This is a genomic window from Nocardioides turkmenicus, assembly GCF_011045035.1.
GTDB lineage: Bacteria > Actinomycetota > Actinomycetes > Propionibacteriales > Nocardioidaceae > Nocardioides > Nocardioides turkmenicus.
Genome location: NZ_JAALAA010000020.1, coordinates 35,979 through 51,579, shown reverse-complemented (window position 1 = coordinate 51,579; position 15,601 = coordinate 35,979). Strand labels below are relative to the sequence as shown.

Below are 15,601 nucleotides of genomic sequence, written 5' to 3'. Positions count from 1 at the left end.
GAATCCTATCTGTGGAACGTCTCACAGGTGCACATCCCCCACCGATAAGCCGCTGATAGGTCGCCGATACGGCCAGAAAGATGGCCGGAAAGTGCATGCTGGCGGTGGTATCTGTGCTAGTCGCCTGCTGGGCCGGATCGGGATTGTCGGTGCGGCCGCGTAGCCTTGCTGCGTGCCTGCCCAGAAGTTTGCGACTGAGACGCGCCTGGGTCTGGTGCGTCGCGCCCGTCGGATCGACCGCATCCTCGGTGAGACCTACCCGGATGCGAAGGCCGAGCTCGACTTCACCAACCCCTTCGAGTGCCTGGTCGTCACGGTGCTGAGCGCACAGACGACCGACAAGCGGGTCAATCTGGCCTCGCCCGCCCTGTTCGCCGCCTATCCGACCGCCAAGGAGATGGCCGCGGCGCCCCGTGAACACCTCGAGCAGCTCGTCGGGCCGCTCGGCTTCTTCCGGGCCAAGACCGAAGCGCTGCTGAAGCTGAGCGCGGTGCTGGTGGAGGAGTACGACGGGGAGGTGCCGTCCCGTCTGGAGCAGCTGGTGAAACTGCCCGGTGTCGGGCGCAAGACCGCCAACGTGGTGCTCGGCAACGCCTTCGGCAAGCCGGGGATCACCGTCGACACCCACTTCGGACGGCTCTCGCGCCGCTTCGGCTGGACGACCGAGAAGGACCCGGTCAAGGTCGAGCACGAGGTCGGCGCCCTGTTCGAGAAGCGGGACTGGACGATGCTGTCCCACCACGTGATCTGGCACGGGCGACGGATCTGTCACGCTCAGAAGCCGGCGTGCGGCGCCTGCCCGGTGTCGCAGCTGTGCCCGGCGTACGGGGAGGGGCCGACGGACCCGGTCGCTGCGGCGAAACTGGTCCGTACGGAGGGCCGCAACTGATGGGTCGGGGTGTGGGTGCGGCGGTGGCCGCTGTGCTGCTGGCCGTCCTGGCCGGCTGCGGCACCGAGCCCTCCGCCGGTGGCGGGCAGTCCGGCGCGCCGCTCGGCGACGGGCCGTCCTCCTCGAAGGTCGACGTCGCCACCGAGGAGATGGTGGCGGCCAAGAAGGCCTCGAAGGTGGAAGCGTGTGCGCCCGGGACGGCCAGCGACGGCGGGCTGCCGTCGATCGTGCTGCCATGCCTCGGCGGTGGTGAGCCGGCCGACCTCGCCTCGTTCGAGGGGCCCATGGTCATCAACCTCTTCCAGGGCTTCTGCGCGCCCTGCAAGGAGGAGATGCCCGCGCTCCAGTCGTTCTACGAGACCTACGGAGACGAGGTGCCGGTGATCGGCATCGACGTCATGGACACCGTCCCCGGCGTCGCGCTCGAGGAGGCGATCTCGCGCGGCGTGACCTTCCCGATGTACGCCGATCCCGGCGGTGAGCTGCAGGGCGGGCCGCTCACGGCGCGGGCGGTGCCGGCGACGTACGTCTTGTCCTCCTCCGGCGAGGTCGAGCTGCTGCAGATGGGTGGCATGACGAGTGCGGCCCAGGTGAAGCAGCTCGTGGAGAAGAAGCTGGGGATCACGCTGTGAGCGAGCGTCAGCGAGTGAACCGTCCAATCGTCACGCGACCGCGTCCGACTGGCACTTGCGCTACGGAGGCGGTCGCGTGAGTGCCAACGGGACGCGGCCGGAGTGGTTCGACGAGATCGTCGCCGCGGCCGAGCAGATCCGGGGCGAGGACATCTCGCAGTTCCTGCCGCCGGCGGACGGCAGCGCGCGGGAGTCGGCCGTGCTGATGCTCTTCGGGGAGGGCCCTGACGGTCCCGACCTGCTGCTGACCGAGCGATCCCACACGATGCGTTCTCACCCTGGCCAGGTGTCGTTCCCGGGCGGACGGCTCGACCCGGGGGAGACGGCCGAGGAGGCGGCGCTCCGGGAAGCGTGGGAGGAGACCGGCCTCGATCCGACGGGTGTCGACGTGGTCGGCCGGCTCCCGGCGCTCTGGATCCCGTTCTCCAACCACGCGGTCGTACCGATCATCGCGTGGTGGCGGGAGCCGTCGCCGGTGACGACACGCTCCGTCGAGGAGGTGCATGCGGTCTACCGGGTGCCGTTGTCGGACCTGACGGACCCGGCCCACCGGATCCAGGTGGGCTCGCCGGGTCGCGGCGGGTGGCTGATGCCCGCGTTCTTGATCGGACCGGAGAAGGATGTCATCCTCTGGGGCTTCACAGGTGGAATCATCAACCGCTTCTTCACCTATCTCGGGTGGATCACGGAGATTCCGGACGCCCCGATCAAGGAGTTGCCCGAATACATGCTGCAGGGACGCGAACGGAATCAGCCGTGAATTTTCTTGACTGGATCCTGATCATCCTCGTCGGGGCCTACGCGCTCTCGGGCTACTGGCAGGGCTTCATCACCGGCGCCTTCGCGACCGGCGGACTGCTGCTCGGCGGCTTCATCGGCATCTGGCTGGCGCCGAAGGTGCTCGGCAGCGCGGCTCCGTCGCTGTGGGTCTCGCTCGGGGCGCTGTTCGTCGTGATCGCCTGTGCGTCGATCGGGCAGGCGGTGCTGCAGTACGGCGGCGTCAGAGTGCGCGACGAGATCACCTGGCAGCCGGCACGGATCGTCGACGCCCTCGGTGGGTCGCTGCTCAGCGCTGCTGCCGTGCTGGTGGTCGCCTGGGCCCTCGGCGTCGCGATCTCGGGGGCCCAGATCAACGGCCTGACCCCAGCCGTACGTGGGTCCGCGATCCTCGCCAAGGTCGACTCGATCATGCCGTCGCCCGCCGACCGTGCGCTGAGTGCGTTCAACGACGTCGTCGGCACCTCGTTCTTCCCGCGCTACCTGGAGCCGTTCGCCCGCGAGCGGATCGTCGAGGTCGGTCCGGGGCCGCGGCGCATGCTCACCGACCCCGATGTCGTACGCGCCGGGGAGTCCGTCCTCAAGATCCGTGGCGCCAACGAGTGTGGCAAGGGCGTCGAGGGCACCGGGTTCGTCATCGGACGCGGCTACCTGATGACCAACGCGCACGTCGTGGCCGGCGTCGACGACCCCAACGTGATCGTCGGTGACGGCGCCAACGACGCCAAGGTCGTCCACTACGACCCCGAGATCGACATCGCGGTCCTCAAGTTCAAGGGCGGCGGCAACCTCAAGCGCCTCGAGTTCGACCGCACCGCCGCTGCCGAGGACCCGATCGCTGTCCTGGGCTACCCGCAGGACGGTCCGTTCGACGTACAGCCCGGCCGCATCCGGGCCGAGCAGCGCCTCCGCTCGCCCGACATCTACGGCGTCGGCACCGTGATCCGAGACGTCTACTCCGTACGCAGCCTCATCCGCCCCGGCAACTCCGGCGGCCCCATCGTCGACTCCGAGGGTGACGTCGTCGGCGTTGTCTTCGCCGCCTCGGTCACCGACTCCGAGACCGGCTATGCCCTCACCACCGACCAGGTCATCGACATCGCCCGCGAGGCTCGCTCTCAGACGGCTGCTGTCGACACCGGGGCCTGCGCCGGCTGAGCTCGCCGAGGCGTCGGCTAGGTCGGCCGAGACGTCACTCCTGTCGGCCGAGTTGGCAGCGTGATGCCAACTCGGCCGACGCGGGTGACGCCTCGGCCTGCGCGGGTGACCCGTCGATCAGAACCGGCGCGAGGAGTAGGTCGGGGTCAGAGCTTCCTTGATCTCGCGGAGCCAGGCGTCGAGGCGGTCTCCGGTGAAGTCGCCCTTGCGGACGATGACGATCGTCCAGCCGTGATCGATCAGCCAGCCTCGGCGTTCCTCGTCGTAGATTCGCTGGTCCGGGTCGTCGTGGTCCTCGCCGTCGTACTCGATCGCCACCTTGGCGAGGCGATAGGCGAAGTCGAGGCGGTAGGTCGGGATTCCTTCGACGTCCACCCAGACCTGGGCCTCGGGGAGAGGGAGCCCTGCGTCGCTGATGGCGAGCAGGGTCCAGGACTCGCGTTGGGATTCGAGGCGGCGGTTCAGAAGTGGGATGAGCCCGCGGAGTTGAACGACGCCACGCCGCCCCCGAAAGCGTGGCAGCTGCTCGTCGAGGGCGCTTCGGGTGATCCCATGGTGGCGGGCGAACTCGTTCAGCGCGGCCATCGCCTCGCGCCGGTTCAGGTTGCAGCCGAGGTCGAGCGCGGTCCGCAGCGGCGTCGTCACACGTACGCCACCGATGACCGTGATGTCCTCGGGACGAAGGTCGCGCGAGCGGCCGTCAGTGCCTGGGCGCCGGGTGCGGGTGTGACCGCGGACGGCGCATGTCTCCACTGCCGGGAGCTGTTCCATCTCCGTCCGGGTGAACGTGTTGATGCCATGCACCCAGGCGGCGGTCCGGTCACTGATCACCTGATGCTCGGACACGACATGCACCAGCGCCTCGGCGCGCTTCACCGGGTCGTCCTCCGCCTGCGCGGGCAGATAGACGCCCCGGAACGGGCGGCGTACGTCGCCATGGCTGATCGCCTGCGCGAGCGCGTAGCGGTTGGTCGCGACCGACTCGATGTCGGACGTGGTGAAGGGACGTTCGGGCAGGGTGCTGTCGGTCTTGACGAGTGAGAGGTTCATGGCCGCAGCGTCCGTCAGGTTGCGTACGAAGTCATCCGTCTTTGCTGCGTCTGTGGATAACTCTGGGCTCAACCTGCTCTGTGGACGGAAACTGGCCCGTCACGGTGACGCCTCGGCCGACCGGGCCGACGCCTCGGCGGGGTGGGTCAGCGTTGGCCCTTGAGCGCCCGGGGGATCTCCTTGCCCTGGGCGATGGCCTTCTCGGGGGCCTTGACCTTCTTCACCTTGAGTACGCCGATGAAGCCGAGCAGGGCGGCGAGCAGGACGTAGAAGCCGAAGACGATGAGGAAGGACCAGTGGAGGCCCAGGCCGGCCCAGTGGATGAAATAGGCCACCGAGACGGACAGCATGATCACGGCGAGGACCAGCAGGAAGGCGGCGGCGGCGAAGAGGCCGATGCCGACGCCGGCGTTGGTCACCGAGACCTTGAGCTCCTGCTTGGCGAGCGTGATCTCCTTGTTGACGAGCTCGGAGATGTCACGGGTGGCGTCGACGACGAGCTTCCCGATCGTCGGGTCCTCGCCGCCCGGGGACTTCACGATGTCGACTGCCATGGGAACCCTTCGCTGAACGTGTGTTGTGGAGCGCCCACGACCTTACCGGTCTCGACCCTGATCATCCTCGAACACGTCCGGCACGCCGTCCTTGTTGGGGTCGATCGTCTCCAGCTGCTCGATCCGGCGGTAGACCCGGTTGCGCGCCCGCAGCACGATCGTCGCGAGCAGCGCAGCGAGCACCGAACCGAACAGCACGCCCACCTTCATGTGGTCGTGAGCCGACGGATCCGACCCGAAGGCGAGCTCGCCGATCAGCAGCGACACGGTGAACCCGATGCCCGCCAGCATCGCCATCCCGATCACGTCGGTCCAGGCGAGATCGTCGTCGAGCGAGGCGCGGGTGAAGCGGGCCAGCAGCCAGGTGGACCCGGAGATACCGATGGTCTTGCCGACGACCAGTCCGAGGATGATGCCGAGCGTGATGGGGTCACGCAGCGCCGAGGTGATCCCCGACCAGCCTCCCAAGGACACACCTGCGGCGAAGAACGCGAAGATCGGCACCGCGATGCCTGCGGAGATCGGCCGGGTCAGGTGCTCGAAGTGCTCGGCGAGGCCGCGCTCGGCCTCCGGGTCGCGGGCGATCACGGGAACGGTGAACCCGAGCAGCACGCCGGCGACGGTGGCGTGGACCCCGCTGGCGTGCACGAGCGCCCAGGCGATCAGGGCGAGCGGGATCAGCAGCCAGGGGCTACGGATGCGGCGCTGGACGAGCAGCGCGAAGAGGCCGATCGGGACCAGCGCCAGGAGCAGGTAGCCGATGTGGAGCTCGGAGGTGAAGAAGACCGCGATGACGATGATGCCGAGCAGGTCGTCGACGACGGCGAGGGTCAGCAGGAACGTACGCAGCCCTGCCGGCAGGTGGGTCGAGATCACCGCCAGGATGGCGACCGCGAAGGCGATGTCGGTGGCCACCGGGGTTGCCCAGCCGGCCAGTGAGCCGCCGCCGATCAGGTTGACGACCACGTAGACCATGGCGGGCGCCACCATGCCGCCGACCGCCGCCGCGATCGGCAGTGCCGCCCGCCGGGGGTCGCGGAGGTCTCCGGAGACGAACTCCCGCTTGAGCTCGAGGCCCGCGACGAAGAAGAAGATCGCCAGCAGTCCGTCGGCCGCCCAAGTGCCGATGGTCAGGTCGAGATGAAGGGCGTGCGGTCCGATGCGGTAGTCGCGGACCGCCTCGTACGCCTCCTGCAGCGGGCTGTTGGCGAGGATGACCGCGATGACCGCGCCGATGATGAGGAGGATGCCGCCGGTCGTCTCGGCGCGCAGGATCTCGGCCGTACGAGACGTCTCCAGCCAGGAGCCACGGGTGAACAGGCGGTTGCGGGTGTCGGTCACGGATGGGCCTCCAGAGGCTCGGGGGTCGACGAAATCACGCCGACCAGACTTCCCGGCACACCTGACGACGACCCTAGCAAGTGCCGTCGTCCGAGTCCGAAGGGTGATCAACCCGGGAAGGCAACCAGGCCTCATTGTTATGTAAACAGAGACAAACGTAAGAAAACATAGGAATCTTGGAGTGAGTTGCTGCACAAATACCCCGGTTGGCACCGGGTTTCTTGCATAGTGAGGTCAGCCCTCACCGAACGGTGGGGCCGCTCCGGTCGCGCCGAGGCCCGTCACAACCGGAGGAGAGTCGATCCGACCACGGTGACGGGCACGGGGGAGCCAAGCAGTACGCCGGGAGCCAGAGACAAGGCAGACCGGCTTGGGGTGAAGGCGTAGACGGAACACATCCAGCGCCCGGGCAACAGCAGCCCGAATCCGACAGGTGAACCTTCGCAGGCGTCGCTGCAACAGGGGAACCTCGAATGACCGGATCGTGTTTCCGGGCGCTTTCGCGCGTCCGCAGATCGATGACCCTCGGCCTCGCGACCGTCCTGATGGTCGGTCTCGCGCTCGTCGCCGCTCCCACCCAGTCCGCCACGGCTGCTTCCCCGCCGGGAGCAAGTGCCCAGGCCGGCGCCCACACCGGCGCCCAGACGAGCACCCAGACCACCAAGAAGAAAAAGAAGAAGAAGTCGCGCGGGCTGCGAGCGCTCCGCCGCGTCAAGAGCCAGGCCGGCGACCCGTACTCCTACGGCGCCAACGGCCCCCACGCCTACGACTGCTCGGGTCTGACCCAGTGGGTCTACAAGAAGCTCGGCTACCACCTCCCGCACAGCTCGTCGGGCCAGGTCAGCCACACCTTCAAGGTCAAGAAGCCGCGTAAGGGCGACCTGGTCTTCTTCTACGGCAGCGGCGGTGTCTACCACGTCGGCATCTACGCCGGGAAGCACGACGGGCGTCGCTGGGTCTGGCACTCGCCCCGCTCCGGCGAGACCGTCAAGAAGGACCCGATCTGGACCGACAGCCACTTCATCCGCCGGGTGAAGTACAAGAAGCACTAGTACGCAGCGGCCCGGCCACCCACGAAGGGTGACCGGGCCGGCGTGCTCGTCCTACTCGGTCGACTTCGCCTGCCCGGCGGCGATCAGGTCCATGATCGTCTGGTCGGCGAGCGTGGTGGTGTCACCGACGCCGCGGCCCTCGGCGAGGTCGCGCAGCAGCCGGCGCATGATCTTGCCCGAGCGGGTCTTGGGCAGCTCGGGCACGATCATGATCTGCCGCGGCTTGGCGATCGGGCCGATCTCCTTGCGGACGTGGTCGGAGAGCTCCTTCTCGCAGTCCGTCGGCGCGCCGTCGCGCAGGATCACGTACGCCACCACGGCCTGCCCCGTGTCGGGATCGGTCGCGCCGACGACCGCCGCCTCGGCGACGTACTCGTGCGACACCAGCGCCGACTCGATCTCGGTCGTGGAGAGCCGGTGGCCGGACACGTTCATCACGTCGTCGACGCGGCCGAGGACCCAGACGTCGCCGTCCTCGTCCTTCTTCGCACCGTCGCCGGCGAAGTAGTAGCCCTGGTCCTTGAAGCGCGACCAGTAGGTGTCGACGTAGCGCTGGTCGTCGCCCCAGATCGTACGCAGCATCGACGGCCACGGCTGGGTGAGCACGAGGTAGCCCCCGGCGCCGTCCGGCACGGAGACGCCGTTGTCGTCGACGACGTCGGCGCCGACACCCGGCAGGGCCTTCATCGCCGACCCCGGCTTCCCGGCCGTCACCCCGGGGAGCGGCGAGATCATGATCGCGCCGGTCTCGGTCTGCCACCAGGTGTCGACGACCGGCACCTTCGAGCCGCCGATGACGTCGCGGTACCAGATGTAGGCCTCGGGGTTGATCGGCTCACCGACCGACCCGAGCAGGCGGACCGAGGACAGGTCGCGGGCGTCCGGGATGGCGCGCCCCTGCTTCATGAACGTCCGGATCGCGGTCGGCGCCGTGTAGAAGATGGTGACGCCGTACTCCTCGATGATCTGCCACCAGCGGCCCTTCTCCGGGAAGTCCGGGGTGCCTTCGTAGAGCACCTGGGTCGCGCCGTTGGCCAGCGGTCCGTAGACGATGTAGGAGTGGCCGGTGATCCAGCCGATGTCGGCGGTGCACCAGTAGACGTCGGTCTCGGGCTTGAGGTCGAAGACCTCCCAGTGGGTGAACGCCGCCTGGGTGAGGTAGCCGCCGGTGGTGTGCAGGATGCCCTTCGGCTTCCCGGTGGTGCCGGAGGTGTACATCACGAAGAGCGGGTGCTCGGCGTCGTGCGCCACCGGGGTGTGCTCGGTCGACGCGCCGTCGACGACGTCGGACCACCACGTGTCGACGGAGTCGTTCCACGCGACGTCCTGCCCGGTGCGTCGGACCACGACGACGTTCTCCACGATCCCGGCGTCGATCTTGCCCAGCGCCTCGTCGACGGCCGGCTTGAGCGCCGAGGGCGCGCCGCGGCGGTAGCCGCCGTCGGAGGTGACCACGAGCTTGGCGTTGCAGTCGGTGATCCGCGCGGCCAGGGCCTCCGCGGAGAAGCCGCCGAAGATGACGGTGTGGATCGCCCCGATCCGTGCGCAGGCCAGCATCGCGAAGACGGCCTCGGGGATCATCGGCATGTAGATCGCGACCCGGTCGCCCTTCGACACGCCCAGCGACTCGAAGGCGTTCGCGGCCCGGGAGACCTCGTCCTTGAGCTCGGCGTAGGTGATGGTGCGCTTGTCGTCGGCCGGCTCGCCGACCCAGTGGATCGCGACCCGGTCGCCGAGCCCGGCCTCCACGTGGCGGTCGACGGCGTTGTACGCCACGTTGATCTCGCCGCCCTCGAACCACTTCGCGAACGGCGGGTTGTCCCAGTTGAGGACGCGGTCGAAGGGCTTGGCCCAGGTGAGCCGTTCCGCGGCGGCGGCCCAGAACGCGTCCCGGTCCTCCTCGGCGGCGGCGTAGGCGTCGGCCTTGACGTTGGCTGCGGCGGCGAGCTCGGCAGGGGGCTCGAACCGGCGCTTCTCGTGCAGCAGGTTGGACAGGGTCTCGTCGGTCACAGTGACTCCTACGTACGAAAAATGTGTGGCTCAAGCCACAGGGTAGTGCGGGGGAAAGAATGATGGCGGGCCGTCGTACAACAGCAGATGTACGACGGCCCGCCGTCGGGGATCAGTGCGTGATCGCCTTCTCCGAACCGGCCCCGGTGAGGGCGCGGACCTCGAGCTCGACGTACCGCTCAGCGGTCGCCGGCTCCTTCGAGGTCACCGTGCCCAGCCAGCCCAGGAAGAAGCCGAGCGGGATGGAGACGATGCCGGGGTTCTCCAGCGGGAACCAGGAGAAGTCCACGCCGAGCGGGAACAGCGAGGCGGAGATCGTCTCGCCGGTCACCGCGTCCACGGCCGTCTTGCCGGAGACGACCGGCGAGAAGAAGACCAGACCGACGCAGGAGATCAGGCCGCCGTAGATCGACCAGGTCGCGCCGCGGGTGTTGAACCGCGCCCAGAACATGTTGTAGATGATCGCGGGCAGGTTCGCCGAGGCGGCGACCGCGAAGGCCAGCGCCACCAGGAACGCGATGTTCAGCGACTGCGCCGGGATGGCCAGCAGGATCGCGACCAGACCGATGCCCGCCGCGGCCCAGCGCGAGACCTTCAGCTCCTCCTTCTCGGTGGCCTTGCCACGCTTGATCACCGAGTTGTAGATGTCGTGGGCGACGGAGACCGAGGAGGTCAGCGTCAGCCCCGCGACCACGGCGAGGATCGTGGCGAAGGCGACAGCGGCGATCAGCGCCAGCAGTACGGCACCGCCGACGGAGCCCTCACCGCCACCGACCTCCTGAGCGAGCAGGGGCGCCGCCAGGTTGCCGGCCTTGTCCAGGGTGGTCGGGTCGACCAGCGCGGCCGCACCGAAGCCCAGGACCAGGGTGAACAGGTAGAAGACGCCGATCAGGCCGATCGCCCAGAGCACCGACTTGCGAGCGTCCGCCGAGGTCGGGACGGTGTAGAAGCGGATCAGGATGTGCGGCAGACCGGCGGTACCGAGCACCAGGGCGAGGCCGAGCGAGACGAAGTCCAGCTCGCTGGTGAAGCTCAGGCCGTACTTCAGACCCGGCTGCAGGAAGGCGTCGCCCTTGCCAGAGGCGTCGGCGGCGGAGCCGAGCAGCTCGGAGAGGTTGAAGCCGAACTGGGCGAGCACCAGGATCACGATCAGCGCGGAGCCGGTCATCAGCAGGACGGCCTTGACGATCTGGACCCAGGTGGTGCCCTTCATCCCGCCGACGGTGACGTAGAAGATCATCAGCGCGCCGACCAGCAGGATCACGATGTTCTTGACCGCCTGGTCCTCGACACCGAGCAGCAGGGCCACCAGGGCGCCCGCGCCGACCATCTGGGCCAGCAGGTAGAAGATCGACACGACGACGGTGGAGGTCGCGGCCGCCATCCGCACCGGACGCTGCTTCATCCGGTACGCCAGCTGGTCGGCCATCGTGTAGCGGCCGGAGTTGCGCAGCACCTCGGCGACCAGCAGCAGCGCCACGAGCCAGGCGACGAGGAAGCCGATCGAGTAGAGGAACCCGTCGTAGCCCGAGAGCGCGATGGCTCCGGAGATACCGAGGAACGACGCCGCCGACATGTAGTCGCCGCCGATCGCGAGACCGTTCTGGAAACCGGAGAAGCCCCGGCCGCCCGCGTAGTAGTCGGCCGCGGACTTCGTCTGCCGGCTCGCCCAGAAGGTGATGCCGATCGTGACTGCTACGACCGCGAGGAAGAGGACCGTGGTGAGGATCTGGCTACCGTCCATGTCAGGCCTCCCGCTTCCGCGTCTCGTATTCCTCGTCGAGCTTCCGAGCCAGCGGGTCGAGGTGCTTGTTGGAGTAGTTGGCGTAGAAGTACGCGATGCCGAACGTGGTCGCGAACTGCAGGAGTCCGAAGACCAGCGCGACGTTGATGTTGCCGACCAGCTTGGCGTTCATGAAGCCCTCCGCCCAGTTGGAGCAGACGACGTAGAGGAGGTACCAAGCGAGGAATGCCACCGTTGCCGGGAAGACGAACTTCCGGTACGCCGACCGCAGAGCGCGAAACTCCGCCGTGGCGTGCAGGCTGTCGTAGACCGGGTCGTGCCGGTGGGCTTGGTCGTGTGCTTCAGCGCTCACGGTCTAACCCTTTCGTTGACGAGGCCGTCCATCGTGGGGGTGAAGGACGGACGACGTGTGATCGCAGTCACATTAGGGGTCACTCGCCCCGGTCGTCGCGGGGTAACGCGCCGTCCCTCGGTGGGCGGCGCGGTCACGCGACGAGCGGTCGATTTCGTACGTCGAGTGGCTGGTGCCGCGGGTTGGTCAGCGCTGCTGCAGGGCGACGACCGGCCCGGCCGGCTCGACCGTCGGCTCGGGGGTGTGGAGGCGGACGAGCAGCCGGGTGGTGTGGGCCGGTACGTGGGCCGCGGTGGCGAGGCTGACGACGATCATCACCGCGAAGGAGAGCGGGACGGCCCAGAGCGCCGGCTGGCTGAGCGCCACGTCCGCCCAGGTGTCCGTACGCGACCCGCTGATCGTGAACACCACGGCCGTCCCGGTGGTGACGAGGCCGGTGACCAGCCCGGCGGCGGCGCCGTAGGCGGTCAGGCGGCGCCACCAGATGCCGAGCAGGAGGAGCGGGCAGAAGGTGGCGGCGGCGAGGGCGAAGGCGAGGGCGACGCCGCGGGCGACGCCGACGCTGGGGGTCAGCAGGGCACCCGCGACGGGAACCAGGACGGCGACCAGAGAGGCGATCCGGAAGGCGGCGACGCCGCCGAACCGGCTGCCCCGGCGGCGCAGCAGCGGCACCACGACGTCCTGGGAGAGCACACCGGAGACGGCGATCGCCAGGCCCGAGGATGTCGACAGGAAGGCCGCGAAGGCGCCGGCGCACACCAGCCCGGTGAGGGCGTCGCCCGCCCAGCCGGGGACCATCAGGCGCGGCAGCTCGAGCACCAGGGTGTCGGCGGAGGTCGGGGTGGCTGCGTACACCCTTCCCAGCAACCCGAGGATCGGCGGCAGCAGGTAGAAGACGCCGAGGAGCGCCAGTACGACCAGGGTGGTGCGGCGGGCGGCGCGGCCGTCGGGGTTGGTGTAGAAGCGGACACCGACGTGCGGCAGGCCCATGGTGCCGAGGAAGGTCGCCGCGATCAGCGAGTAGGTGGCGTAGAGGCCGGCGGAGCCGTCGGTGCCCATCGGCATCGACCAGGTCTGGCTGAGGTCGGTGGCGCGGGGAGCGCCGTCGCTGCCCCAGACCGCGACCAGCACCCCGACGGGCACCAGCAGGGCGGTCAGCTTGAGCCAGTACTGGAAGGCCTGGACGAAGGTGATCGAGCGCATCCCGCCGGAGAAGACGCTGACCAGCACCACTGTCCCGACCAGCACCGGTCCGACCCAGCGGGGAGCGCCCGCCACCAGCTCCAGCGTCAGGCCGGCGCCCTGCAACTGCGGCAGCAGATAGAGCCAGCCGATCGTCACGACCAGCAACGAGCAAAGCCTGCGCACCCCACGTGAGGCCAGCCGTTCCTCGGCGAAGTCGGGCAGCGTGTAGGCCCCTGACCTGCGCAGAGGCGCCGCGACCAGGGTCAGCAGCACGAGGTAGCCGGCGGTCCAGCCGATCGGGTACCAGAGCATCTCCGCGCCGGAGGTGAACACCAGCCCGGCGACACCGAGGAAGGACGCGGCGGAGAGGTACTCCCCGCCGATCGCGCTCGCATTGAGGCCCGGCCGCACCGACCGCGAGGCGACGTAGAAGTCGCTGGTGGTCCGGCTGAAGCGGAGCCCCCAGGTGCCGATGGTCAGCGTCGCCAGGGTGACCAGGGTGACCGCGACGATCGCCGGAGCGGAGTCGAAGGTCATGGCGTCTCGTCGTCGGAGCCCGAAGGATCGGTGCTGAGCAGGTCGGCGTAGCTGGCCTCGTTGCGCTCCGCGCCGCGCAGGTACCAGCGGCCGAGGAGGAACAGGAACGGGTAGACCAGCACCCCGAGGAGCAGCCAGGGGAGCGGGACGCCGAACGGCGCGGTGTGGACCAGTCCCGGTGCCAGCCAGAACAGCAGCGGGAGTGACCCGACGCCGAGGAAGAGCACGGCCAGGGTGCGTACGGCGATCGAGAGCTGGGCGCGCATCAGCGAGCCGAGGTAGACCTCGCCGAGGCGGGTGTCTTCGCCGACGTCGACCCGGCGGACGGCCGGGCGACGCCGGGGCGGTCCGGTGACGCGTACGCGCTGGGGTTCAGTCATCAGATCGGGTCATGAGCGTCGGGCCAGCAGGTCCTTGAGCCGACGAGTGTGGCGGCGGCTGACCTGCAGCTCGGTCCCCCGGGACGCACCGCCGACGACGACCGAGCAGCGCCCGGCCTCCGACCGCAGCTCGGTCACGTGGGCGAGGTTGACGAGGAGGGAGCGGTGGATGCGTACGAACCGGGCGGAGGCCCACTCCTGCTCCAGCTGGGTCAGTGGGACCCGCACCAGGTGGGAGGCGTCGGCTGTGTGCAGCCGGGCGTAGTCGCCCTGCGCCTCGACGTGGGTGATCTGGGAGCGCCACACGAAGCGGGTGACGCCGCCGAGCTCGACCGGGATCTGTACGTCGCCGCTCGGTTCCTCCTCCGGCATGTTGCCCATCAGCCGGGTGACGGTCTCGGCCAGCCGCTCGGCGCGGACCGGCTTGAGCACGTAGTCGACCGCGCGCAGGTCGAACGCCTCCAGTGCGTGCTCCTCGTGAGCGGTCACGAACACGACCGCCGGCGGCGTCTTGAAGCGCGCCAGCAGCCGGGCCAGCTCGAGCCCGTTCAGGCCCGGCATCTGGATGTCCAGGAACACCGCGTCGACGCCCGACCCCTGCAGCTGCTGCAGCCCGTCGGTCGCGTTGAGACACGTGCGCACCTCCGCCACCCGGGAGTCCTGGGTGAGCAGGTAGGAGAGCTCGTCGGCGGCGGGCGGCTCGTCGTCGACGACCAGGATCCGCAGCCGGCCCCCCGGCGCTCCCTGTCTGGCGGCGAAGGCCTGCGTCGTACGGCCGTTCATGGGTGCACTCCTGGGGCGAACTTCGGGATTCTGAGGATGACCTTCGTGCCGGCGCCGCGGGCGGTCTCGACCACCAGGCCGTAGTCGTCGCCGTAGGCGTTGCGGAGGCGGGCGTCGACGTTGCCGAGCCCGACGGAGTCGGCGCCGCCGGCCAGCGCGTTGCGCACCTTCTCCGGGTCCTCGCCGGCGCCGTCGTCCTCGACCTCGATCACGCACTCGGTGCCGCTGTCGGCGGCCCGGATCGAGATGTGGCCGGTCTGCGCGTCGGCCAGCCCGTGGCGTACGGCGTTCTCGACCAGCGGCTGCAGGCACAGGAACGGGACCGCGATCGGCAGCACCTCGGGCGCCACCGAGAGCCTGACCGAGAGCCGCTCGCCGAACCGCGCCTGCTCCAGCAGCAGGTAGCGCTCCACGGAACGGAGCTCCTCGGACAACGTCGTGTATTCACCGTGGGTGCGGAACGAGTAGCGGGTGAAGTCCGCGAACTCGAGGAGCAGCTCCCGCGCTCGCTCCGGGTCCGTGCGTACGAAGCTGGCGATCGCCCCCAGCGAGTTGTAGATGAAGTGGGGGCTGATCTGAGCGCGCAGCGCGCGGACCTCCGCCTCCATCAGGCGGCGCCGTGACGCGTCGAGCTCGGCGAGCTCGAGCTGCCCGGAGACCCAGGTGGCCACCTCGTCGGTGGCGCGGACCATCATCGCCGAGGTGTCCGGGGCGTAGGCCTGCAGCGTGCCGACCAGGTGGTCGTCGACCACCAGCGGGCTGACCACGGCGGAGTGGAGCGGGCAGCCCGCCTGGCCGCACTCCAGGTCGACCCGGTCGTAGAACCGGGTGGCACCGCGCTCGAGCGTGCCCTCGGCCAGCTTGGTCACGTGCTCCTGGTGGTGGGTGCCGATGCCCTCCCAGGCGAGCAGGCCGTCGGTGTCGGTGATCGCCAGCGCGGGCGCGGCCAGGAGCGCCTGCAGGTGCGGGGCCGCGCGCTCGGCGCTGTCGACGGTCAGGCCGCCACGCAGCGCGGGGCTCGCCAGCGATGCGTTGTGGAGGGTGCGGAAGGTCGCCCGATCGGCCTCTGTGCCCAGATGGGTACGCTTCCAGCGCCGCATCCGTGCTCCTTCCTCTCCGTGCCGGGCGGTGTATCGAGCTTGTCGAGATGACGTCCA

General features: G+C 69.2%; 15 protein-coding genes. 5 read left to right on the top strand and 10 right to left on the bottom strand.

Going from position 1 to position 15,601, the window contains the following annotated elements:
- Positions 1–172: 172 nt before the first annotated feature.
- The 4 genes from nth to G5C66_RS20585 all read left to right on the top strand — a co-directional run bounded on the left by nth (position 173) and on the right by G5C66_RS20585 (position 3,456).
- Positions 173–889 carry an endonuclease III gene (gene nth, locus G5C66_RS20600; RefSeq protein ID WP_165112801.1) on the top strand — a complete coding sequence of 239 codons (717 nt, stop codon included), beginning with the start codon at positions 173–175 and terminating at the stop codon, positions 887–889.
- Positions 889–1,521 (top strand): TlpA family protein disulfide reductase, encoded by a 633-nt coding sequence (locus G5C66_RS20595; protein ID WP_165112800.1) that lies wholly within the window; start codon positions 889–891, stop codon positions 1,519–1,521. Before nth ends, G5C66_RS20595 begins: the two co-directional genes overlap by 1 nt.
- A gap of 76 nt (positions 1,522–1,597) precedes the next feature.
- Positions 1,598–2,281 (top strand): NUDIX domain-containing protein, encoded by a 684-nt coding sequence (locus tag G5C66_RS20590; RefSeq protein WP_165112799.1) that lies wholly within the window; start codon positions 1,598–1,600, stop codon positions 2,279–2,281.
- Positions 2,278–3,456 (top strand): MarP family serine protease, encoded by a 1,179-nt coding sequence (locus G5C66_RS20585; RefSeq protein WP_165112798.1) that lies wholly within the window; start codon positions 2,278–2,280, stop codon positions 3,454–3,456. The genes G5C66_RS20590 and G5C66_RS20585 overlap by 4 nt, the downstream gene beginning before the upstream one ends.
- Before the next feature lie 117 nt (positions 3,457–3,573).
- Here G5C66_RS20585 and G5C66_RS20580 read toward each other — a convergent pair whose 3' ends face one another.
- From G5C66_RS20580 to nhaA, 3 genes are all read right to left on the bottom strand, one after another.
- The gene (locus tag G5C66_RS20580) at positions 3,574–4,506 is read right to left on the bottom strand and encodes a DUF559 domain-containing protein (protein ID WP_165112797.1); all 933 of its coding nucleotides are present in this window, start codon (positions 4,504–4,506) and stop codon (positions 3,574–3,576) included.
- Positions 4,507–4,652: 146 nt separating this feature from the next.
- Complete coding sequence (locus tag G5C66_RS20575) at positions 4,653–5,060, bottom strand: phage holin family protein (RefSeq protein ID WP_008356285.1); 408 nt, start codon at positions 5,058–5,060, stop codon at positions 4,653–4,655.
- A gap of 42 nt (positions 5,061–5,102) precedes the next feature.
- Positions 5,103–6,401: a Na+/H+ antiporter NhaA gene (gene nhaA, locus G5C66_RS20570; protein WP_165112796.1), complete on the bottom strand. Its 1,299-nt coding sequence runs from the start codon at positions 6,399–6,401 to the stop codon at positions 5,103–5,105.
- Positions 6,402–6,919: 518 nt separating this feature from the next.
- On the opposite strand from nhaA, the gene G5C66_RS20565 reads away from it, so the two are divergent.
- Positions 6,920–7,453 carry a C40 family peptidase gene (locus G5C66_RS20565; RefSeq protein WP_165112795.1) on the top strand — a complete coding sequence of 178 codons (534 nt, stop codon included), beginning with the start codon at positions 6,920–6,922 and terminating at the stop codon, positions 7,451–7,453.
- A 51-nt stretch (positions 7,454–7,504) separates the two neighbouring features.
- On the opposite strand, the gene acs is transcribed toward G5C66_RS20565, so the two are convergent.
- The 7 genes from acs to G5C66_RS20530 all read right to left on the bottom strand — a co-directional run bounded on the left by acs (position 7,505) and on the right by G5C66_RS20530 (position 15,544).
- Positions 7,505–9,463 carry an acetate--CoA ligase gene (gene acs / locus G5C66_RS20560; RefSeq protein WP_165112794.1) on the bottom strand — a complete coding sequence of 653 codons (1,959 nt, stop codon included), beginning with the start codon at positions 9,461–9,463 and terminating at the stop codon, positions 7,505–7,507.
- Positions 9,464–9,575: 112 nt separating this feature from the next.
- Positions 9,576–11,207: a solute symporter family protein gene (locus G5C66_RS20555; RefSeq protein ID WP_165112793.1), complete on the bottom strand. Its 1,632-nt coding sequence runs from the start codon at positions 11,205–11,207 to the stop codon at positions 9,576–9,578.
- 1 nt (position 11,208) lies between these two features.
- A complete protein-coding gene (locus G5C66_RS20550) occupies positions 11,209–11,559 on the bottom strand; it encodes a DUF485 domain-containing protein (RefSeq protein WP_165112792.1) in 351 nt (116 codons plus the stop codon).
- A gap of 186 nt (positions 11,560–11,745) precedes the next feature.
- The gene (locus G5C66_RS20545) at positions 11,746–13,281 is read right to left on the bottom strand and encodes a sodium/solute symporter (RefSeq protein WP_165112791.1); all 1,536 of its coding nucleotides are present in this window, start codon (positions 13,279–13,281) and stop codon (positions 11,746–11,748) included.
- Positions 13,278–13,661: a DUF485 domain-containing protein gene (locus G5C66_RS20540; RefSeq protein ID WP_165112790.1), complete on the bottom strand. Its 384-nt coding sequence runs from the start codon at positions 13,659–13,661 to the stop codon at positions 13,278–13,280. The genes G5C66_RS20545 and G5C66_RS20540 overlap by 4 nt, the downstream gene beginning before the upstream one ends.
- A gap of 9 nt (positions 13,662–13,670) precedes the next feature.
- Positions 13,671–14,444 carry a LytR/AlgR family response regulator transcription factor gene (locus G5C66_RS20535; RefSeq protein ID WP_165112789.1) on the bottom strand — a complete coding sequence of 258 codons (774 nt, stop codon included), beginning with the start codon at positions 14,442–14,444 and terminating at the stop codon, positions 13,671–13,673.
- Positions 14,441–15,544 (bottom strand): sensor histidine kinase, encoded by a 1,104-nt coding sequence (locus G5C66_RS20530; protein WP_165112788.1) that lies wholly within the window; start codon positions 15,542–15,544, stop codon positions 14,441–14,443. The genes G5C66_RS20535 and G5C66_RS20530 overlap by 4 nt, the downstream gene beginning before the upstream one ends.
- Positions 15,545–15,601: the final 57 nt, after the last annotated feature.